Genomic DNA, 19,924 nt, shown 5'->3' on the forward strand with positions numbered 1-19,924 from the left:
CGCCCTTGTCCTCCACCGGCCCGCGGGAACCGCCGACCGCGCCGGCCGGGTGCCGGATGATGGGGTGGACGGCAGGGCGGCGGAACCGAGGGGCGGGCCAGTGGCTGAGAGCGAATCCATCCGGGCGGCGGGCGCAGGCACCGCGGCGGGCGCAGCTACCGCGGCGGCGGACGGGCCGCCCGAGGGCGCCAGGAGTGAGCGGCGGTCGCCGCGGCCGCGGTTGCGCACGGTGGTGGTACTGCTCGTGCTCGCGCTGCTCTTCGGGCTGCCGTGGGCGACGCTCTTCGCCTTCGGCACCGGCTGGCCGCTGCCGGTCTTCGCCGCCGGTACGGCCGTCTTCGGCGCCGGGCTGCTCGCCTTCCCGTTCCTGATGGCGGCGGGCCACGGGCGGCGGCGCAACGACCGGGCGTCGCGCGTCGCGGACACCACGCTCGGGGTGGTGTGGGTGCTGTTCGCCTGGTCGGTGCCGGCCGGCCTGGTGCACCTCGTGCTCGTCGGGCTCGGGGCCGGGGGCGCCGGCCGGGCGCGGGCGCTCGCGGTGGGCGTCGCCGCGGTCGCGGCCGTGCTGCTGGCGTGGGGCCACCACGAGGCCATGCGCGTACCGCGGATACGGCGGGTGGACGTCCCGCTCCCGCGGCTCGGCGGGGGCCTCGACGGCATCCGCGTGGTCGTCCTGGCCGACACGCACTACGGGCCGATCGACCGGGCCGGCTGGTCGGCGCGGGTCACGGAGGCGGTCAACGCGCTGGACGCGGACGTCGTCGTGCACGCCGGGGACATCGCCGACGGCACACCCGTGCAGCGCCGCGCGCAGTCCGCGCCGCTCGGGGCGGTACGGGCGCGGCTCGCGAAGGTCTACGTCACGGGCAACCACGAGTACTTCGGCGAGGCCCAGGGCTGGCTGGACCGCATGGCGGAGCTGGGCTGGGAGCCGCTGCACAACCGCCACGTCGTGGTGGAGCGCGGCGGTGACGCGCTCGTGCTCGCGGGCGTCGACGACGTGACCGCGGAGTCCTCGGGCCTGGCCGGCCACCGGGCCAACCTGCACGGCGCGCTGGAGGGGGCCGACCCCGGGCGGCCGGTGCTGCTCGTCGCGCACCAGCCCAAGTACGTGGCGCAGGCCGCCGCCGCGGGAGTCGACCTGCAGATCTCCGGCCACACGCACGGCGGCCAGATCTGGCCCTTCCACTTCCTCGTCCGGATCGACCAGCCGGTGGTGCAGGGCCTGAGCCGGCACGGCGAGCGCACGCGCCTCTACACCAGCCGCGGCACCGGCTTCTGGGGCCCGCCCTTCCGGGTCTTCGCGCCGAGCGAGATCACCGTGCTCACGCTGCGCGCGGGCGGCGCCGGGGCCTGACGGGCCCGGGCCGACCGGAGTCCGGAGCCGGGATCGGCCGCAGATTCGAAAGTTTCGATGTCACCACCGAGTGACGAAACAGGGGCAATTAACACCGGGGAGACACCTCGGACTCATCTCATATGGCGCCGGCGCTAACCTGACGCCGTGACGATCGTGGAGCGGCTCGTACCGGACGCGCTGTGGGAGGCCTTCCAGCGCGTGGCACCGGACGCGCCCACCCGGCCGCAGGGCGGCGGCCGGCGCCGGCACGGCGACCGGGAGGTGCTGGCCGCGATCGTGTTCGTGGCCACCTCCGGCTGCGCCTGGCGGCAACTGCCGCCGGTCTTCGGGCCCTCCGGGCCCACCGCGCACCGGCGCTTCGCCGAGTGGAGCGGCGCGCGCGTCTGGGACCGGCTGCGGCCCCTGCTGCGGGAGGCGCGCGGCCCGGCCGCCGAGCTGGCCTGGTCGCGCGGGGCGGTCGACGCCGTGGCCGCGCGCGCGGCGGCGCGGCAGGACTGACCGGCCGCCCGCAGCCGTACGGCCGGGCCACCGGCGCGGATTCCCTCACCTAATGAGACGTCGAATCCGTCGAATTTGAGCCGTGCAGCGTCATTGACTCCCCCAGAACAGCGGGGCTAGCTTTCAGCTCCGATCGAACATCGGTCCGAAACTTTCGAGACCACTCACTCCCCGGGAGTCTGCTGTGAAGCTCCGACGCAGATCCGCGGTCGTCGCTGCCGGTGCCGCCGCCGTCATGCTCGTTCCGGCCGCAATCGCCGTCGCCCACGGAGACGGCAAGCCGGCCGACACCTCCCTGCGGGCGCTGGCGTCGAAGCAGGGGCTGCGGTTCGGCACCGCCGTCGACGCCAGCCGGCTGGGCAGCAACAAGGCCTACACCGACGTCGTCGCCAAGCAGTTCTCCGTCGTCACGGCCGAGAACGCCATGAAGTGGGACGCCATCGAGCCGAGCCAGGGCGTCTACAACTGGAAGGCCGCGGACGACCTCGTCGCCTTCGCGCAGAAGAACGGCCAGGAGGTCCGCGGCCACACCCTGATGTGGCACAACCAGATCCCGTCCTGGCTGACCACCGGCGTCTCCAACGGCACCATCAGCGACGCGCAGCTGCGCGAGATCCTGCACAAGCACGTCACCGACGAGGTCACGCACTTCAAGGGCAAGATCTGGCAGTGGGACGTCGTCAACGAGACCTTCGCCAACTCCTGGGAGACCCCGCAGCCCGACGGCCTGAACGCCGATGACTTCTGGGTCAAGCACCTCGGCTCGGGCGTGCTCGCCGACGTCTTCCGCTGGGCGCACCAGGCGGACCCGAAGGCGCTGCTGATGTACAACGACTACAACATCACCGGCGAGGACGGCACGAACGTCAAGTTCCAGGCCGTCTACGACTTCGTCAAGAAGATGCGCGCGCAGGGCGTCCCGATCGACGGCATCGGCGAGCAGGGCCACCTCGACACGCAGTACGGCTTCGACGCCCAGCGCTACCAGGGCGACCTCCAGGCCTACGCCGACCTCGGCCTGAAGGTCGCCATCACCGAGGCCGACGTGCGCACCTTCGTCGACGACCCGGCGACCCAGGTGCCCACCGACTCGCTCGCGCAGTTCGCGCAGCCGTACGAGTTCTCCGAGCTGCTCAAGGGCTGCGAACTCGTCAGCCAGTGCATCTCCTTCACCGCCTGGGGCGTCTACGACGGCGACTCCTGGATCCCGGGCACCTTCAGCGGCGAGGGCTACGGCCTCCTCTACGACGTCAACCTGAAGCCCAAGCCCGTCTACTCCACGCTCCAGCAGGACCTCCAGGCCGCGGCCGGCACGAAGAAGCACGGCCCGGTGGGCAGCGGCGAGTAACCCCGCCCCCGAACAGCCCCGAGGCCCCGGTCACCTGACGACCGGGGCCCTCGGCGTCCCCGGCGGCACGATGCCGGGGACGCCGGGCCGCGGGCGCGGGGTCCCGCCGCGGACCACCGGCCCGGCGGCCGCCCGGGAGCGCGCGCGTCATCCGGTACGGCTGCCGTGCGCCGCCGGTCAGCGGGCGGGAGCGGACGCCGGCGCCGCCCAGATGTCGATCACGACCTGCTCGTGGTCGGGACGGAACGCCGCGGCGCCCACCGCGTAGTTGCGGTCCGCCTGCGCCGCCTCGGCGGCGTCCGGTACGGCGTTGGTGCACGACGTCCCGGGACCGTGGCCGGACATCAGCTCCGTGCACGGCCCGCTGTAGTCGTCGAGGAGCCCGAGGATGTGGCCGGTCTCGTGCGCGGCGATCCGCGTCATGTCATACCCCTCGGCCACCGCCTCCTGGCCCAGCTGCACCTGCCCGCGGTTGCGGCCCGGGAAGACGGGTCCCAGCGTCGTCTGGGGCCAGCCGGTCGTGGCCTTGTAGACGAAGTCGGCGGGGGCGGACGACGTCGCCTGCTGGAAGCGCACGTTGTGCAGCGCGGCGTTCCAGTTCTGCACGCCCTGGGCGATGGCGCCCGCCCACTGGCCTGCCTGGCTGACGGAATAGGTCAGGGTGACCACCGCCGTGGTCGTGCGCGGCGCGGCCTGCGCCGGGGTGGTGCCGGTGGTGATGACGGCCAGCACGGCCGTGGTCAGCGCCGCCGCGGCGGCTGTTCGTTTGATCATGAGCCTCGTACCCCTCCTCAGCTCTCGCCGTCCCCGTGGGCCACAAGCGCACCACTTAAGTCGCGTCCATGACAACTACCGCGCACGACCCGGGTGGATTCGGCCGGATCCCGGCGGAGCCTGCGTCCGGTCCGCGGCGGGCAGGCGGCCCGGGGCCGCCGGATACGGTGGCACGGTGACCGGGCACGGAGGGGGGAAGCGGTGGAACTGCGGCAACTGAGGAGCTTCGAGGCCGTCGTGCGCGCTGGCAGCGTGACGGAGGCCGCCGTCCGGCTGGGGATGGCCCCCTCGTCGGTGTCGCAGGCCGTGCGGACCCTGGAGGGGGACCTCGGGGTGCGGCTCTTCGAGCGGGGGGCGCGCGGGATGCGGACCACCGCGGCGGGGGAGGAACTGGCGGGGTGGGCGCGGCGGTTGCTGGAACAGGCGGAGCGGGCGCGCCACGAGGTGGTCGCCGCGGACGCCGCCGCGCGGCAGGGGGCGCTCGTACGGCTGGGGGCGCTGGAGTCCGTTGCCGCCGAGCTGGTGCCGCAGATCCTGGACCGGCTCGCGGCCCGGCGGCCCGGGCTGGCCGCCGAGGTGCGCGCGGAGGCGTCGCGGGACGCGCTGCTCGCCGCCGTACGCACCGGGGAGCTGGACGCGGCGCTGCTGCTCGACACCGGGGACACCCTCGGCGACCTCGGCTTCGCCGTGCCGCCCGGCCCGGAGCTGGACTTCCTCGACCTCGACCCCGTCCCGCTGGTCCTGGTCGCGGCCCCCGCCGACCCGCTGGCCGCCGCGCCGGCGGGCCTGGCCCCGGCGGATCTCGACGGCCGCCGCCTGCTCGTCAACAACACCTCGACCTGCTCCTTCGCCCTCGCCGGCCGCCGTATCTTCGGGCCCGGGGTCGAGCGCGTGCAGGCCGGGAGCGTCGCCGTCATGCGGGCCTGGGCCCGGCAGGGGGTGGGCGTCGCGCTGCTGCCCGCCTTCGCCGTCGCCGCCGACCTCGCCGCGGGCGCCCTGACCGCCCTCCCGCTGCCGCTGCCCGCCCTGCGGCTCCGGCTCGTGTGGCCGCCCTCCTCCGCCGCGTGCCCGGCCACCCGCGAGCTGCTCTACGCCGCGACCGCGTGACCCGGCCGCAGGGCCCGTCGCAGGGCGGGGGGCGCGGGGTGCTGCGCCCGCACAAGCCGGACCGGTAGGCTTTCCGTGTGATCTTCAAGCGCATCGGAAGCTCCCGGCCGTACCCGGAACACGGCCGGGTGAGTACGCGTGAGTGGGCGGACGTCGCCCCCCGACCCGTGCGGCTGGACCAGTTGGTGACCACCAAGGGCCAGCTCGACCTGGAGACGCTCCTCGCCGAGGACTCCACCTTCTATGGCGACCTCTTCGCACATGTCGTCAAATGGCAGGGTGATCTCTATCTCGAAGACGGCCTCCGCCGAGCCGTACGCGCCGCCCTCCAGCAGCGTCAGGTGCTGCACGCCCGGGTCCTGGAGATGGACTGACAATCCGCTTACGCTGCGCTCATGAGCATGCTGACGCCCTCCGGGATGGGCGGTAAATACCGAATCACCGGGGACCAGTTTCCGCGGATGCGGCGGCCCAGGCGGCGCGGCCGCGTCGTGGCCGTGGTCGTCGCGTCGGTCGTCGTGCTGGGCCTGTTCGGCTACGGCGCGCTGCAGCTCTTCGACGTCTTCAAGAACGACGACGGCGACACCAGGGCGAACGCCGCTCCGCAGAGCCGCCCGTGCACCGCGAGCCCGGCGCCCGCGCTCAGGCCCATGGTGCTGCCGCAGCCCAAGGCCGTGACGATGAACGTCTACAACGCCACCACGCGCGGCGGCCTGGCCAAGTCCACCGCCGACGAATTCGCCAAGCGCGGCTTCAAGGTCAAGTCCTTCGGGAACGCCTCGGCGCCGTACGACAAGAAGGTCACCCAGACGGCGCTGATCGTCGCCGGTCCGGCGGCGGAGGCGGCGGCCCGCGAGGCGGGCACCCAGATCGCCGGGTCGTCGGTGAAGATCGATCCGGCGCGCAAGGACAAGAACGTGGACGTCATGATCGGCAACGCGTTCTCCGCGATGGCGAGCCCCGCCGCCGCGGCCAAGGCCCGCGTGGCGGCGGCGAACCCCCCGCCGCCGAGCCCCGTGTGCGGCTCCTCCGCCGCCCACTCCTCCCCCTCGGCCAAGCCGAAGCCCAGCTGAGCCAGGGCTGCCGCCGGGGTCACCCCGGCGGCAGCGCCCGGCTCAGGTCAGCTCGGCCCCGGTCGGGTCGGGCAGCTCTCAGCTCACGGAGCCGTAGAGGCGGTCGCCCGCGTCGCCGAGGCCGGGGACGATGAAGCCCTGCTCGTTGAGGTGGTCGTCGACGGCGGCCGTCACCACGGTGACCGGCTTGCCCGCGAGCGCGGCCTCCATCGTCTCGACGCCCTCGGGGGCGGCCAGCAGGCACAGCGCGGTGACGTCGTCGGCGCCCAGCTCGATGAGCAGGTTGATCGCGGCGACGAGGGTGCCGCCGGTGGCGAGCATGGGGTCGACGACGTAGACCTGGCGGCCGGAGAGGGACTCCGGCATGCGGGTGGCGTAGGTCGTGGCCTCCAGCGTGTGCTCGTCGCGGACCATGCCGAGGAAGCCGACCTCCGCGGTGGGCAGCAGGCGCATCATGCCGTCGAGCATGCCGAGCCCGGCGCGCAGGATGGGCACGACCAGCGGGCGCGGGTACGACAGCCGCACGCCGGTGGTGGCGGCGACGGGCGTGCGGATGTCGACCTGCTCCGTCCGGACGTCGCGCGTCGCCTCGTAGGCGAGCAGGGTGACCAGCTCGTCGGCCAGCCGGCGGAAGGTCGGGGAGTCGGTGCGCTCGTCGCGCAGGGTGGTGAGCTTGTGCGCGACCAGCGGGTGGTCGACAACGTGGAGACGCATACCGACGACTGTAACCGCAGCTCCCGGGGGCCCTGCCAGCCCCGCCCGGCCCGCCGCTCCTGCGCCGCCGGTGGGGTAAACCGCCCGAACGGGGGAAAGTGGGTTGGTACGCCCGGGCGCGTCACCCGGGTGAAGCGACCCAGGGATGGTGGCCGCCATGGCGGACCGGGACGGGAGCGCGGCGCAGGGGCGCGGCAGCGCGGCCGAGCGCGAGCAGGAGCGCCGGCGCAGGCGCGCGTCCTTCCTGCGGGAGCGGGACGAGGCGCGCGAGCTGAGGGAGCGGGTGCAGCCGCGCCGGGCGCGTGCGGCCCGGCTGCGGCAGCAGATGCGGATGCGCACCTTCCGTTGGTGAGGGCCGGGTGAGGGCCGTCCGGGTGTTCGCGGACGATCGCGGCGCGCGCGGAGTGTGACCGTTCGGCGGCGGCCGGAGGACCGCCGGACCCCCGCAATGGCGGTACGCGGCCCGCGAATCCCGCAGAAGTGACGAAGACCTGGCACGTCGCAGTGCCGAAGACCTCTCGCAACGCCCCGGTTTCTGCCACGATGCCGATGGGCGGGACCGTGAATGCCGAGAGATGTCGGCGGCGGCCCCACCCGGTCCGGACGGCCTGAGACCTGTGGGAGAGTCACGGTGTACTTCGCCGCACTGCTCGCGCGCACCGAGGACGGTTGGCAAGCGAGCGAACCCGATCTCGACAATGTGGAAACCCTCGCCGACCTGAGTGATCTGGCCCGCGCGGCCGGCGACGAGGACGAAACGGTTCTGGTCTTCATCGAGCAGGAGGACGCCTGGTTCGGCGTCGTCCGCGTGGACGGTGAGGACGACCCCAGGATCTACGTGTCCGACGCGGCAGCGGCCGCCCGCAGCTCGTACGGGGAGATCCTGCTCACCGACGAGGTGCTGGGCCGCGACCCGGAGGACCTCGACGTGCTCGTCGACCTCGACGGCACCGAGGACGGCGACGGGGACGAGGAGGCCGTGGCAGGCCTCTCCGAGGACCACGTGCCCGCCGGCCCGCTCGGCGAGACCGACCTGCTGGCGGACCTCGGGATGAGCCGCATGGAGCTGCTGGCACTCAGCGGCGACGGCGCACTCACCGGCGAGGCGCTGGGTGAGATCGCCGAGGCCCTGGGCTGCGGTGACGTTCTGGAGGCGGTCCGCTGACAGCACACCCACCCGGCCCACCCGTACCCCACTCCCCTCCGCCGGGGAAGCCGCCCGGGGAGCCCGCGGACCCGCAGGACCCGGTCCGCGACCCCTGGGTCCCCGCCATGCGGCTGGCCCTGGCGGAGGCGGAACTGGCCCCGCTCACCGGCGACGTCCCGGTGGGCGCGGTCGTGCTGGCCGCGGACGGTACGACGGTGCTGGCCCGCGCCCGCAACGAGCGCGAGGCGACGGGCGACCCGACCGCGCACGCGGAGGTGCTGGCGCTGCGCCGGGCCGCCGCCGAGGTGGGCGAGTGGCGGCTGACCGGCTGCACGCTGGTGGTCACGCTGGAGCCGTGCGCGATGTGCGCGGGCGCTCTCGTGCAGTCCCGCGTCGACCGGGTCGTCTACGCGGCCACCGACACCAAGGCGGGCGCGGCGGGCTCGCTGTGGGACCTGCTGCGCGACCGCCGCCTCAACCACCGCCCCGAAGTGATCACCGGCGTCCTCCCCGGGCCCGCCGCCGCCCTCCTGACCGCCTTCTTCCGCTCCGGCCGCCCGCTGGACCGCTGACGGATTTCTGCGCACGCCCCGGCGTGGGCTAAGCTCTCTCTCGGTAGCGTGTCCGAGCGGCCTAAGGAGCACGCCTCGAAAGCGTGTGAGGGGGCAACTCCTCCGTGGGTTCAAATCCCACCGCTACCGCTCTGGCGCCCACAGCGCAGCAAACGCCCGTCGACTCCTCGCGAGCCGGCGGGCGTTCGGCGTTCCCGGGGGCGTTTCCCGGCCCAGGCCACAGGGCATGGCGTTCATCGGATCAACGGTCCGGTGGACGCCTTCTTGCGCCATCTGACGGATAGACTCTGTGGATTGCACGCTTGTGACCGTTGGTGTGGGGCTGCGGCTGGGGAGGGCAAGAAGCATGGCGCAGGCGAGGAAGATCGCCACGTACGTGCTGGTGATCTTCGTGCTGTACACGATCATCAACCAGCCCGCCCGGGCCGCCGACCTGGTGCAAGTAGGCTTCGTCGGGATATCGAACGCGGCCAAGAGCATCGGGCAGTTCATGCACGACCTGGCCAACTGACGAGCGAGCGAGGGTGGCATGATCCGGCATCTGGTCCTGTTCAAGCTCAACGAGGGCGTCTCGCGGGACGAGCCGCGGGTGGTGGCGGGCGCACGGGCGTTCGCCGAGCTGGGCGGCCTGGTGCCCGAGGTCGCGTCGTGGGAGACCGGCTGGAACGTCTCCGACCGGCCCGTCGCGTACGACTTCGCGATCAACTCCTCGGTCGCGGACGCCGATGCGCTGCGCCGCTACCTCGAACACCCGGCGCACCAGGCCGCCGTCGCGCCCTGGACGGAATTCGCCACCTGGGTGATTGCCGACTACGAGTTCTGAGCCCGGACCCCCGCGGCCGCCCCGGGCGCCGCGCGCGGAAGCCGCCGAGCCCCCTGCCGTCACGGTGGGGGGCTTTGCCGTTTCCGGCGGGCGGGAACACGGCCGCGGTCGTACAACACGGCACTATGCGGTGCTTGAACCCCCACACATGAATTGTGATGCTATGACCGCTTTTGCCGGATGAGTGGATGAAGAACCGAAGAGGGGTGTGACGTGCCGGTGCCGGCCCGTACGGCGTCGACTGCGGCGACCGCGTCGACCTCCTATCCCCGCGGCAGGACGCGCACCCCCAGCGCCGGCGCGGCGGACGCACGGGCCCTCACCCAGGTGCTCTTCGAACAGATTCGCACACTTGAACCCGGCACACCCGAACACGCCCGGGTGCGCGCGGCGCTCATCGAGGTCAACCTGCCGCTGGTGCGCTACGCGGCGGCGCGCTTCCGCAGCCGCAACGAGCCGATGGAGGACGTCGTCCAGGTCGGCACCATCGGGCTGATCAACGCGATCGACCGCTTCGACCCGGACCGCGGGGTGCAGTTCCCGACCTTCGCGATGCCGACGGTGGTGGGGGAGATCAAACGTTACTTCCGCGACAACGTGCGGACGGTGCACGTACCACGGCGGCTGCACGAGCTGTGGGTGCAGGTCAGCGGTGCGATCGAGGACCTGACCGTCCTGCACGGCCGCTCGCCCACCACCGCCGAGATCGCCGAGCGGCTGGGACTGTCGGAGGAGGAGGTGCTCGCGTGCCTGGAGGCCGGCCGGGCCTACCACGCGACGTCCCTGGAGGCCGCCCAGGAGGGCGACGGCGCCCCCGGGCTGCTGGACCGGCTCGGCTACGAGGACCCGGCCCTGTCCGGCGTCGAGCACCGCGATCTGGTGCGCCATCTGCTCGTGCAGCTCCCCGAGCGCGAGCGGCGGATCCTGCTGCTGCGCTACTTCGGCAACCTGACGCAGTCGCAGATCAGCGCTGAGCTGGGGGTTTCCCAGATGCACGTGTCCCGGCTGCTCTCCCGCAGCTTCGCCAGACTGAGGTCCGCAAACCAGATCGAACCCTAACCGAAGCGGATTAAGTCACCTGCACAGATATGTCGACATGGCGCTACAGCGTGTTGCCGACATGTGACATTCTGCGGATACCGCGTTTGTCGCGTGCGCTCAGCCGGTATTCCAGTGGAGGAACAACCGGAACGACGTCGCTCGCGACACCCGTCCGCGACCTCAAGGGGGTGGCATGTCCGTACAGGTGGGCAGTCCCAAGGTGCTCGACTCCGGCGAAGCACCGCACGATGCTCTTCATCACGGCGAGGCCATCGACACCCGTACGCTGTCCCGCTCGCTCTTCCTGCGCCTTGCGGAAGTGCCGCAGGACAGCCCGGAACGCACCTACGTACGCGACACGCTCATCGAGCTGAACCTCCCGCTCGTGCGGTACGCGGCGGCGCGCTTCCGCAGCCGCAACGAGCCGATGGAGGACATCGTCCAGGTCGGCACCATCGGCCTGATCAAGGCCATCGACCGCTTCGACTGCGAGCGCGGGGTCGAATTCCCCACCTTCGCGATGCCGACGATCGTCGGCGAGGTCAAGCGCTTCTTCCGCGACACCTCGTGGTCGGTACGGGTGCCGCGGCGGCTCCAGGAGCTGCGCCTGGCGCTCACCAAGGCCAGCGACGAACTCTCCCAGCGGCTCGACCGCTCCCCGACCGTCAGCGAGCTGGCGTCCTGCCTCGGCGTGTCCGAGGAGGACGTGGTGGACGGCCTCGCCGTCGGGAACGCCTACACGGCCAGCTCCCTCGACTCCCCGCCGCCCGAGGACGACGGCAGCGAGGGCTCGCTCGCCGACCGGCTCGGCTACGAGGACGCGGCCCTCGAAGGCGTGGAGTACCGCGAGTCGCTCAAGCCGCTGCTGGCCCAACTGCCGCCACGTGAGCGGCAGATCATCATGCTGCGGTTCTTCGCGAACATGACGCAGTCGCAGATCGGCGAGGAGGTCGGCATCTCGCAGATGCACGTCTCCCGGCTGCTGACGAGGACCTTGGCGCAGCTCCGCGAGGGGCTGACCGCGGAGGCCTGACGCCCGAGCTCCCGAAGTGGCCGGCCGAGGAACGAGGCCGTCCGCGGAGGGAGCGGGCAGGAAGACCGACGGCACGAGCGAGGGCTGACGCCCGAGCTCCCGAAGTGGCCGGCCGAGGAACGAGGCCGTCCGCGGAGGGAGCGAGCAGGAAGACCGACCGCACCAGGGCGGGGTGACGGGCGGAGTGGTCGGGCCCGCGCGCGGGGTCCCGAGGGCTACTTCATGGCGAGTACGACCACTCCGACGACGACCACCACCGCGACGACGATGCCGACGATCAGGCCGATCCGGGGACGGGCCTGTGCCCGCTGCACCTCGACGGCCTGCGGCTGCTCGTCGACGAAGGCGCGGAACATCTGCGTGGAGCCGGCCGGGTCGTAGTTGTTCTCAGGGCTTTGCTGGCTACTCGACATGCCGCCTGACCTTAGCGTGTCGGCTCCGGCTGACGCACCCCCCACAGCCCGCCCGGGCGCATCACGCGCACGCGTGGCGTGCGCCACAGGCCCCTCACAGAGCTTGTCCTATACAACCATATCGTCGTATGGTTGCTTCAGGCAATCAAGTGGAGGCCTGATGGCGACCCCGTCGACACGGAGCAACAACCAGCTCCCCGACAAGTCCGGCACAACCGGATCCTCAGCACACACCGCCCCGCCGGGCTCCCCGGACGGGGCGGCCATGTCCCACCGGCAGATCATGGAGGCCCTCTCGGGCCTGCTGCTGGGGCTCTTCGTGGCGATCCTGTCGTCCACCATCGTCTCCAACGCGCTCCCGCGCATCCTCGCCGACATCGGCGGCGGCCAGAGCGCGTACACCTGGGTGGTCACCGCCTCGCTGCTCGCCGTCACGGCCACCACGCCGATCTGGGGCAAGCTCTCCGACCTCTTCAGCAAGAAGCTGCTCATCCAGCTCTCGCTGGTGGTCTACGTGCTCGGCTCGGTCGTGGCCGGCTTCTCCACCAGCCCCGGCATGCTCATCGGCTGCCGCCTCGTCCAGGGCATCGGCGCCGGCGGCCTGTCCGCGCTGACCCAGGTGATCCTGGCCGCGATGATCTCGCCGCGCGAGCGCGGCCGCTACAGCGGCTACCTCGGCGCGACCTTCGCCGTCGCCACCGTCGGCGGCCCGCTCATCGGCGGTGTCATCGTCGACTCGGCGCTCGGCTGGCGCTGGTGCTTCTACGTCGGCGTGCCCTTCGCGATCATCGCGCTGATCGTGCTGCAGAAGACGCTGCACCTGCCGGTCGTCAAGCGTCAGGTCAAGATCGACTGGACGGGCGCCTTCTTCATCACCGCGGCGGTGTCGCTGCTGATGATCTGGGTGTCGCTGGCCGGCCAGAACTACGCGTGGATGTCCTGGCAGACCTTCGTGATGGTGCCCGCCGCCCTCGTGCTGGGCGCGCTCTTCGTCCACACCGAGTCGCGCGCCGCAGAGCCCATCGTGCCGCTGCGGCTGTTCCGCAACGCCACCATCACCCTCACCTCGCTGGCCAGCCTCTTCGTGGGCGTGGCGATGTTCGCCGGCACGGTCTTCCTCAGCCAGTACTTCCAGCTGGCCCGCGGCGAGTCCCCGACGATGTCCGGCATCATGACCATCCCGCTCATCGGCGGCCTGTTCGTCTCCTCCACCGTCACCGGCCAGATCATCACCCGCACCGGGCGCTGGAAGATCTTCCTGGTCTCCGGCGGTCTGCTGCTCACCGCGGGCTCCGGGCTGCTCGGCCTGATCCGCTACGACACCCCGTACTGGGAGGTCGGCGTCTACATGGCGCTGCTGGGCCTCGGCGTCGGCATGATGATGCAGAACCTGGTGCTCGCCGTGCAGAACCAGGTCGCCCCCGCGGACCTGGGCGCCGCCAGCTCCCTCGTGACGTTCTTCCGCTCCCTCGGCGGCGCGATCGGCGTCAGCGCGCTCGGCGCCGTCCTCGGCAACCGCGTCACCCACTTCGTGAGCAGCGGCCTCGCCGCGATCCACGTCAAGCCCACCACGGGCGACAGCGGCGGCATCCCCGACGTCGCCCTGCTCCCCCAGCCCGTGCGCGGCGTCGTGGAGAGCGCCTACGGGCACGGCATCGGGGACGTCTTCCTCTACGCGGCGCCCTTCGCGCTGCTGTCCTTCCTGCTCGTCGTCTTCGTCAAGGAGGTGGCGCTCAAGACCCGCAGCGGCCTGGAGCGCGCCGACGACTGAGCACCCGCGGGCGCGCTCCGCGCCCGCCCGTCGAACCCCCGTCCCACCAGTCCTGTGCCCGCAGCGGAGAGGTCCAGGCAGCGGAGGTACGGGTGACGGGTCCCGGCGGCGGCCGAGGCAGGGGACGGCCGACGCCGCCCGCCGGGACCCCCGGCTCTCCCACGCCCGGCGGGCGTGGGAGCAGCGACGTAAAGTGCTGGGCATGGCTCCCAACATCGCCACCAACACCGCGGTCTCGCGGGAAGAGCTCCTCGACTTCGTACGCCCGCGGCACCGGGCGATCCTCCTCACCACCCGCGCGGACGGCCGCCCCCAGGGCTCCCCGCTCACGGCCGGCGTCGACGACGCCGGCCGCATCGTCGTCTCGACCTACCCCGAACGCGCCAAGACCCGCAACGCGCGGCGCGACCCGCGGGTGAGCGTCATCATCCTGTCGGACGAGTGGGACGGGCCCTGGGTCCAGATCGACGGCGTCGCCGAGGTGCTGGACGTGCCCGACTCCGTCGAGCCGCTGGTGGAGTACTTCCGCAACATCAGCGGCGAGCACCCCGACTGGGCGGAGTACCGCGAGGCGATGGTCCGCCAGGGGAAGTCGCTCATCCGCATCACCCCGGAGCGGTGGTCGCCCGTCGCCACGGGCGGCTTCCCGGCGCGGCTGGGGTGACCGCCGGGTAAGGGGGTACGGGCTCGCGTCCGCCCCCGACCGCACGCTGCCGTCTCCCGCCGGGTGGGTGGTCGCGCGCGCAGTTCCCCGCGCCCCGGAAAACGCTCACCCTGCGTGCAGAGGGCAGGCGATCGGGGGCGCGTGGGGGCACCTCCCAGGCGGAGCCCGGGGGGAGAACCGCGCGACCAGCCACAGCGCGCGGACGATCGCGCAAAACGCCTCCGGGGGCAGCCCGGAGCTGGAAGCGCCGGGTGCCCCCGGAGGGCGGGGCGGGTTACGGCGTGAGGTCGTACACCGTCGCCGAGCCCACCGTCCTCGCGGTGAACGTCGACTCGACCCACGAGGCGATGTCGGACGCGGCGGCGGAGCCGCCCATGCTCCCGCCGCCCATGCCGCCGCCACCGATGAAGTAGTGGATGCGGCCCTCGGCGACGTACTCCTTGAACTGGGCGAGCGTCGGGGACGGGTCACTGCCGTTGAAGCCGCCGATGGACATCACGGGCCTGCCGGTCGCGAGCTGGTAGCTCGCCTGGTTCTGCGAGCCGACCGCGGCCGCGACCCATGTGTACCTGCCGGCGTCCGCCTTGAGCAGGGCCGTCATCTGCGCGCTGACCTGCGCGCCGTTGAGCAGGCCGCCCATGCCGCCGGCCCCTCCGGCACCGCCGGGGAAGCCGCCCTCGCCGAAGCCCTGCGGGGGCCGGGCCTGCGTGCCCTGGCCGCCCGGGAAGCCCTGCTGCCCGGCCGGGCCGTTCTGGCCGCCCGGGAAGCCCTGGCCACCGGTCTGGCCGGTCCGCCCGGTCTGGCCGCCCGGGAGGCCCTGCCCGCCCGCCTGGCCGCCGGGCCCGCCCGGCATGCCGCCGCGGCCGCCGCCTCCGCCGCCGGGGAAGCCGCCGGACATGACGGCGGGGCCGGCGGTGACGATGGATCCCTGGTGCGGGGTCTTCACCGTGTCGAGGGTGTAGGCCACGGGCCCGCCGAGCACCGCGAGAAGGCCGAGGGCGCCCGCGGCGGCGGCCACGCCGGCGCTCCGCACGTACGGCAGCGCGACGAACGCGACCGCGGCGAGGACGCCCGCGCCGAGGACGACGCTCCGCAGCCACGGGTGCCAGTCCGGCGAGCGGTCGAGCAGCACGTACGAGACCGCGCCCGTCCCCGCGACGACCACCCCGAGGGCCGCCGCGGCGGGCAGCCGGGCGCGGCGCCGCCACAGCAGCACGCCGCCCATCGCGCACACCGCCGCGATGTAGGGGGCCAGCGCGATGGTGTAGTACTGGTGGAAGATCCCGGACATGAAGCTGAAGGTCACGAACGTGACGAGCAGCGAGCCGCCCCACAGCGCGAGGTCGGTGCGGACCAGGTCCGTGCGGCGGGCACGCCGGGTGAGCCACAGGCCCGCGAGCAGCAGCGCGAAGGCCGCGGGGAGCAGCCAGGCGATCTGCCCGCCCGTGTCGGAGCCGAAGAGCCGCCCGATGCCGGTCTCGCCCCACATGCCGCCGCCACCGCCGCCGGGACCGCGGCCCCCGCCGCCACCGCCGACGCTGCCGGTCTCGTTGCCGGTGATGCGCCCGAAGCCGTTGTAGCCGAAGGTCAGCGACAGGAAGCTGTTGTCCTGGGAGCCGCCGATGTAGGGGCGGGAGGACGTGGGCCACAGCTCGACGACCGCCACCCACCAGCCGCCGGCGACGACCATCGCGGCGCCCGCGGCGAGCAGTTGCAGCAGCCGGCGCGGCAGGCGCGCGGGCGCGCACACCGCGTAGACGGCGGTGAGCGCGGGCACGATCAGCCAGGCCTGGAGCGTCTTGGTGAGGAAGGCGAGACCGAGCAGCCCGCCGGCGGCCAGCAGCCACCGGGTGCTCGCGTGCTCCAGCGCGCGCTGCACGCAGGAGAGCGTGGCGACCATGAGCAGCGCGAGCAGCGCGTCGGGGTTGTTGAAGCGGAACATGAGCGCGGCGACCGGCGTGAGCGCCAGCAGCGCCCCCGCGAGCAGGCCCGCGCCGGCGCCGAAGCGGCGGCGCACGGCGGCGTTCAGCAGCGCCACGGTGCCCGCGCCCATGAGTGCCTCGGGCACCAGGATCTGCCACGGGCCGAGCCCGAAGAGCCGTACGGACAGGGCCATCGGCCACAGCGCGGCCGGCGGCTTGTCGACGGTGATGGCGTTCGCCGCGTCGGAGGAGCCGAAGAAGAACGCCTTCCAGCTCTGGCTGCCCGCCTGGACGGCCGCGGAGTAGAAGGAGTTGGCGTAACCGGACGCCCCCAGGTCGTACAGGTAGAGCACGAGGGTGCCGAGCAGCAGCGCGAGCAGCGCGGGGCGCGCCCACGCCGGGTCGGCGGCCCGGCCGCGCCACATCCTGCGGGCCAGGCGCGCCGCGCGGTCCCGCGCCGTGGCCGCGCGGGCGGCGGCCGGCGCGTGGGGGAGGCCGGTCGTCGCGGTCATCGCGTCCTCCTGTCGGACGTGGCCGGGGCCCCCGGGTCCGGCGCGTGAACGGCGCCGGCGGCGCCGTGGGGGGCGGTGCCGTGGGGGGCCGTGCCGTACGGGTCGGCGGCGGGCTTCGCCGGTACGGTGCCGCACGGGCCGGGACCCGCGCCGGGGGAAGGGGCAGGGGCGGGGGGCGCGGGGTCGGGGAAGACCCAGGCGCGGAAGAGCAGGAAGCGCAGCACCGTCGCCGCGAGGTTCGCCGCGACGAGGACGGCGAGCTCGCTGCCGTGCGAGGGCGCGTCCGTCGCCGTGTGCAGCGCCGCGAGCGATCCGCCGGTGAGGGCGAGGCCGATCACGAAAACGACGAGCCCCTGCGCCTGGTGCCGCATCGCGCGGTCGCGGCCGCGTACCCCGAAGGTGAGGCGGCGGTTGGCGGCGGTGTTGCCGAGCGCCGACAGCAGCAGGGCGAGCGCGTTGGCGGCCTGGGAGCCCGTGCCGAGCCGGAAGAGGGAGAAGAGCGCGAGGTAGACGAGGGTGCTGAGGACTCCGACGGCGCAGAAGCCGACGAGCTGGCGGGCCAGCCCGACGGGCACACCGGACAGGTCGCGGTCGCGCGGGTCGTCGCCGAAGGGGCGGCGCAGCCGGTCCAGGGCGAGCTGCCCGGTGGCCAGCGCCCGGCCGACGCGCCAGACTCCGCGCAGGTCGTCCAGCGCGGTGCGGACGATGTCGACGCTGCTGTCCGGGTCGTCGACCCAGTCGACGGGCACCTCGTGGATGCGCAGCCCCGCCCGTTCGGCGAGGACGAGCATCTCGGTGTCGAAGAACCAGCCGGTGTCCTCGACCATCGGCAGCAGCCGCTGCGCCACGTCGCCGCGGATCGCCTTGAAGCCGCACTGGGCGTCGGAGAAGCGGGCGGCGAGCGAGCCGCGCAGGATCATGTTGTAGGCGCGGGAGACGAACTCCCGCTTGGCGCCGCGCACCACGCGCGAGGAGCGCGTGAGGCGGGAGCCGATCGCCAGGTCGGAGTGCCCGGAGATGAGCGGGGCGACGAGCGGCAGCAGCGCGTTGAGGTCGGTGGACAGGTCGACGTCCATGTACGCCAGCACGGGCGCCCCGGACGCGGTCCACACCGTGCGCAGGGCCCGTCCGCGGCCCTTCTGCTCCAGCCGGAAGGACGTCACCCCGGGCAGCTGCGCGGCGAGTTCCGCGGCGACCAGCGGGGTCAGGTCGGAGCTGGCGTTGTCCGCGACGGTGATGCGGAAGGGGTAGGGGAAGGTCTCCGACAGGTGGGCGTGCAGGCGGCGGACGCAGGGGCCGAGGTCGTTCTCCTCGTTGTGGACGGGGATGACGACGTCCAGCACGGGGGCGGCGGCCGCGCCGCTCACGCCCTCGCCGGCCGCCGTGTCCGCGACCGGCAGGTGCTGCCGGGGAGGCAGGTTGCCGAGTGTGGTTCGCATACCCCGAGGCTCGGCGGGGGCGCTGTCACGACCGTGTGCTGAGGCTGGGGACGGCCTGTGAGTGCGCAGGGGGCAGGGTGACGCTGAAGACGGTACGGCCGGGCGCGCTCTCCAGCTCCACGGAGCCGCCGTGCGCCGCCACCACCGACTGCACGATCGCCAGCCCCAGCCCCGTGCTGCCGCCCTGCTGGGCGCGGGAACGGGAGGCGTCACCGCGGGCGAAGCGCTCGAAGACGACCGGCTGGAGCCCGGCGGGGACGCCGGGGCCGTCGTCCTCGACCTGGATCCGCACGGCGCCGCCGGGCAGCGGCGCGACGCGCGCGGTCACGGTCGTGCCCGCGGGGGTGTGGGTGCGGGCGTTGGCCAGCAGATTCGTGAGCACCTGGTGCAGGCGCTGCGGGTCGCCGTCGACCACCGCCGGGGCGTCGGGCAGGTCCAGCCGCCACAAATGGCCGCCGCCGGCCGCGCGGGCATCGCTCACCGCGTCCACGACCAGCGGGGACACGTCGGTCGGCACCGGGTCCAGCGGACGCCCCGCGTCCAGCCGCGCGAGCAGCAGCAGGTCCTCGACGAGGGTCGTCATCCGGGACGCCTCGGATTCGATACGGCCCAGCGCGTGCCGGGTGTCCGGGCCCACCGGCTCCCGGCCGCGCCGGGTCAGCTCGGCGTAGCCGCGGATCGACGCCAGCGGGGTGCGCAGCTCGTGGCTGGCGTCCGCGACGAACCGCCGCACCCGCGTCTCACTCGCCTGCCGCGCGTGCAGCGCGGAGGCCACGTGCCCGAGCATGCGGTTGAGCGCCGCGCCGACCTGGCCGACCTCGGTCCGCGGATCGGTGTCGGAGTCCGGGACGCGCTCGTGCAGCGCCACCTCCCCGCGGTCCAGCGGCAGCTCGGACACCCGCGTCGCGGTCGCGGCGACCCGGCGCAGCGGGTGCAGGGCGATCCGCATCAGCGCCGCGCCCGCCAGGCCCGCGGCGACCAGACCGGCCGCCGACACCGAGACCTCGACCCACACCAGGGTCGACAGGGTGTCCTCGGTGCCCTCGGTGGACAGTCCCACCAGGACGGTACTGCCGTCCGTGCCGGGCCGCGCGGACTCGACGCGGTAGCCGCCGAGGCCGGGAATGTCGAGGGTGTGCGGGTGGCCGTCGCGCGGCACGTCCGCGAAGGCGGCCGCCTGGGTGCCCGTGAGCGGGGCGGCGACCAGGGCGCCGCCGGACGAGCCGGAGGTGTCGGCGGCGTTGGTCGCGCTCACCTGGGCCTGCGCGACCGTGCCGGAAGAGGTCACGATCGCGCCGACCGTCTCACGCGGCTGGCCGCCGCCGATGAGGAAGCCGAGCCGGACGTTCTCCGGGGCGCCGGCGTCGCGGTCCGCGCGGGGGGTGTTCGCGCCGTTCACGCCGTGGGTGCTGTTGGTGCCGGTGGTGTCGTGGGTGCTGTTCGTGCCGGTGGTGGCGTTGGTGCCGTCAGCGCCGTTCGCGCCCGGCAGCGGGCCGCCGGGACCGCCGTGCGGGCCGGACGCGCGCATCGCCAGGTCGCGGACCTTGCCGTCGAGCTGGCCGTACAGGAAGTCGTGCAGCGCGAAGATCGTGACGGCGCCGATCACCGTGCACACGACGGCGACCAGCGCCACGCACGACGCGACCAGCCGCCGCCGCAGCGACCAGCGCGGACGCGTACGCAGGCTCAGGCCTGGGCGCGGGCCTGGGCGCA

General features: G+C 73.5%; 20 protein-coding genes, 1 tRNA gene and 1 pseudogene. 16 read left to right on the forward strand and 6 right to left on the reverse strand.

Going from position 1 to position 19,924, the window contains the following annotated elements:
* Nucleotides 1-100: 100 nt before the first annotated feature.
* From ACH4SE_RS01785 to ACH4SE_RS01795, 3 genes and pseudogenes are all read left to right on the forward strand, one after another.
* Entirely contained in the window at nucleotides 101-1,357 is a 1,257-nt protein-coding gene (locus ACH4SE_RS01785; RefSeq protein WP_398541275.1) for a metallophosphoesterase, read from the forward strand.
* 147 nt (nucleotides 1,358-1,504) lie between these two features.
* A pseudogene (locus ACH4SE_RS01790) lies at nucleotides 1,505-1,852 on the forward strand (transposase); the annotation flags it as partial.
* A gap of 190 nt (nucleotides 1,853-2,042) precedes the next feature.
* Complete coding sequence (locus ACH4SE_RS01795) at nucleotides 2,043-3,206, forward strand: endo-1,4-beta-xylanase (protein WP_398541276.1); 1,164 nt, start codon at nucleotides 2,043-2,045, stop codon at nucleotides 3,204-3,206.
* Between the two features lie 177 nt (nucleotides 3,207-3,383).
* Here ACH4SE_RS01795 and ACH4SE_RS01800 read toward each other — a convergent pair whose 3' ends face one another.
* Nucleotides 3,384-3,980: a snapalysin family zinc-dependent metalloprotease gene (locus tag ACH4SE_RS01800; protein WP_398541277.1), complete on the reverse strand. Its 597-nt coding sequence runs from the start codon at nucleotides 3,978-3,980 to the stop codon at nucleotides 3,384-3,386.
* 201 nt (nucleotides 3,981-4,181) lie between these two features.
* Here ACH4SE_RS01800 and ACH4SE_RS01805 point away from each other — a divergent pair, with 201 nt between their 5' ends.
* The 3 genes from ACH4SE_RS01805 to ACH4SE_RS01815 all read left to right on the forward strand — a co-directional run bounded on the left by ACH4SE_RS01805 (nucleotide 4,182) and on the right by ACH4SE_RS01815 (nucleotide 6,160).
* On the forward strand, nucleotides 4,182-5,087 hold the full coding sequence (locus tag ACH4SE_RS01805) for a LysR family transcriptional regulator (RefSeq protein WP_398541278.1): 906 nt from the start codon (nucleotides 4,182-4,184) through the stop codon (nucleotides 5,085-5,087).
* Between the two features lie 77 nt (nucleotides 5,088-5,164).
* Complete coding sequence (locus ACH4SE_RS01810) at nucleotides 5,165-5,461, forward strand: type II toxin-antitoxin system VapB family antitoxin (RefSeq protein ID WP_398541279.1); 297 nt, start codon at nucleotides 5,165-5,167, stop codon at nucleotides 5,459-5,461.
* A gap of 21 nt (nucleotides 5,462-5,482) precedes the next feature.
* Nucleotides 5,483-6,160, forward strand: coding sequence for a LytR C-terminal domain-containing protein (locus ACH4SE_RS01815; protein ID WP_398541280.1), 678 nt, complete (start codon nucleotides 5,483-5,485; stop codon nucleotides 6,158-6,160).
* 78 nt (nucleotides 6,161-6,238) lie between these two features.
* Here ACH4SE_RS01815 and upp read toward each other — a convergent pair whose 3' ends face one another.
* Nucleotides 6,239-6,874 (reverse strand): uracil phosphoribosyltransferase, encoded by a 636-nt coding sequence (gene upp, locus ACH4SE_RS01820; RefSeq protein WP_398541281.1) that lies wholly within the window; start codon nucleotides 6,872-6,874, stop codon nucleotides 6,239-6,241.
* Nucleotides 6,875-7,031: 157 nt separating this feature from the next.
* Between upp and ACH4SE_RS01825 the strand changes: the two genes are divergently transcribed.
* The 8 genes from ACH4SE_RS01825 (at nucleotide 7,032) to ACH4SE_RS01860 (ending at nucleotide 11,490) form a co-directional block, all read left to right on the forward strand.
* The gene (locus ACH4SE_RS01825; protein ID WP_398541282.1) at nucleotides 7,032-7,226 is read left to right on the forward strand and encodes a hypothetical protein; all 195 of its coding nucleotides are present in this window, start codon (nucleotides 7,032-7,034) and stop codon (nucleotides 7,224-7,226) included.
* 279 nt (nucleotides 7,227-7,505) lie between these two features.
* On the forward strand, nucleotides 7,506-8,039 hold the full coding sequence (locus ACH4SE_RS01830; protein WP_398541283.1) for a hypothetical protein: 534 nt from the start codon (nucleotides 7,506-7,508) through the stop codon (nucleotides 8,037-8,039).
* A gap of 107 nt (nucleotides 8,040-8,146) precedes the next feature.
* The gene (locus ACH4SE_RS01835; protein WP_398541284.1) at nucleotides 8,147-8,593 is read left to right on the forward strand and encodes a nucleoside deaminase; all 447 of its coding nucleotides are present in this window, start codon (nucleotides 8,147-8,149) and stop codon (nucleotides 8,591-8,593) included.
* 42 nt (nucleotides 8,594-8,635) lie between these two features.
* Nucleotides 8,636-8,722, forward strand: a tRNA-Ser gene (locus ACH4SE_RS01840).
* A gap of 217 nt (nucleotides 8,723-8,939) precedes the next feature.
* The gene (locus ACH4SE_RS01845; protein WP_167981734.1) at nucleotides 8,940-9,104 is read left to right on the forward strand and encodes a hypothetical protein; all 165 of its coding nucleotides are present in this window, start codon (nucleotides 8,940-8,942) and stop codon (nucleotides 9,102-9,104) included.
* 18 nt (nucleotides 9,105-9,122) lie between these two features.
* Entirely contained in the window at nucleotides 9,123-9,416 is a 294-nt protein-coding gene (locus ACH4SE_RS01850) for a Dabb family protein (RefSeq protein WP_398541285.1), read from the forward strand.
* 219 nt (nucleotides 9,417-9,635) lie between these two features.
* A complete protein-coding gene (locus ACH4SE_RS01855) occupies nucleotides 9,636-10,475 on the forward strand; it encodes an RNA polymerase sigma factor SigF (protein ID WP_398541607.1) in 840 nt (279 codons plus the stop codon).
* Between the two features lie 175 nt (nucleotides 10,476-10,650).
* Nucleotides 10,651-11,490 carry an RNA polymerase sigma factor SigF gene (locus ACH4SE_RS01860; RefSeq protein WP_398541286.1) on the forward strand — a complete coding sequence of 280 codons (840 nt, stop codon included), beginning with the start codon at nucleotides 10,651-10,653 and terminating at the stop codon, nucleotides 11,488-11,490.
* 215 nt (nucleotides 11,491-11,705) lie between these two features.
* On the opposite strand, the gene ACH4SE_RS01865 is transcribed toward ACH4SE_RS01860, so the two are convergent.
* A complete protein-coding gene (locus ACH4SE_RS01865) occupies nucleotides 11,706-11,903 on the reverse strand; it encodes a hypothetical protein (RefSeq protein WP_398541287.1) in 198 nt (65 codons plus the stop codon).
* 265 nt (nucleotides 11,904-12,168) lie between these two features.
* Here ACH4SE_RS01865 and ACH4SE_RS01870 point away from each other — a divergent pair, with 265 nt between their 5' ends.
* Nucleotides 12,169-13,674: an MDR family MFS transporter gene (locus tag ACH4SE_RS01870; protein WP_398541608.1), complete on the forward strand. Its 1,506-nt coding sequence runs from the start codon at nucleotides 12,169-12,171 to the stop codon at nucleotides 13,672-13,674.
* Between the two features lie 202 nt (nucleotides 13,675-13,876).
* Entirely contained in the window at nucleotides 13,877-14,338 is a 462-nt protein-coding gene (locus ACH4SE_RS01875) for a PPOX class F420-dependent oxidoreductase (protein WP_398541288.1), read from the forward strand.
* A 274-nt stretch (nucleotides 14,339-14,612) separates the two neighbouring features.
* On the opposite strand, the gene ACH4SE_RS01880 is transcribed toward ACH4SE_RS01875, so the two are convergent.
* From ACH4SE_RS01880 to ACH4SE_RS01890, 3 genes are read right to left on the reverse strand one after another with little or no spacing between them, the layout of a single operon-like run.
* Nucleotides 14,613-16,772, reverse strand: coding sequence for a glycosyltransferase family 39 protein (locus tag ACH4SE_RS01880; RefSeq protein ID WP_398541289.1), 2,160 nt, complete (start codon nucleotides 16,770-16,772; stop codon nucleotides 14,613-14,615).
* On the reverse strand, nucleotides 16,769-18,211 hold the full coding sequence (locus ACH4SE_RS01885) for a glycosyltransferase (RefSeq protein ID WP_398541290.1): 1,443 nt from the start codon (nucleotides 18,209-18,211) through the stop codon (nucleotides 16,769-16,771). The genes ACH4SE_RS01880 and ACH4SE_RS01885 overlap by 4 nt, the downstream gene beginning before the upstream one ends.
* 25 nt (nucleotides 18,212-18,236) lie before the next feature.
* Nucleotides 18,237-19,871, reverse strand: coding sequence for an ATP-binding protein (locus ACH4SE_RS01890; RefSeq protein WP_398541609.1), 1,635 nt, complete (start codon nucleotides 19,869-19,871; stop codon nucleotides 18,237-18,239).
* Nucleotides 19,872-19,924 lie beyond the last annotated feature (53 nt).

Origin of the sequence: Streptomyces sp. NPDC020983 (assembly GCF_044333485.1) — a bacterium.
GTDB lineage: Bacteria > Actinomycetota > Actinomycetes > Streptomycetales > Streptomycetaceae > Actinacidiphila.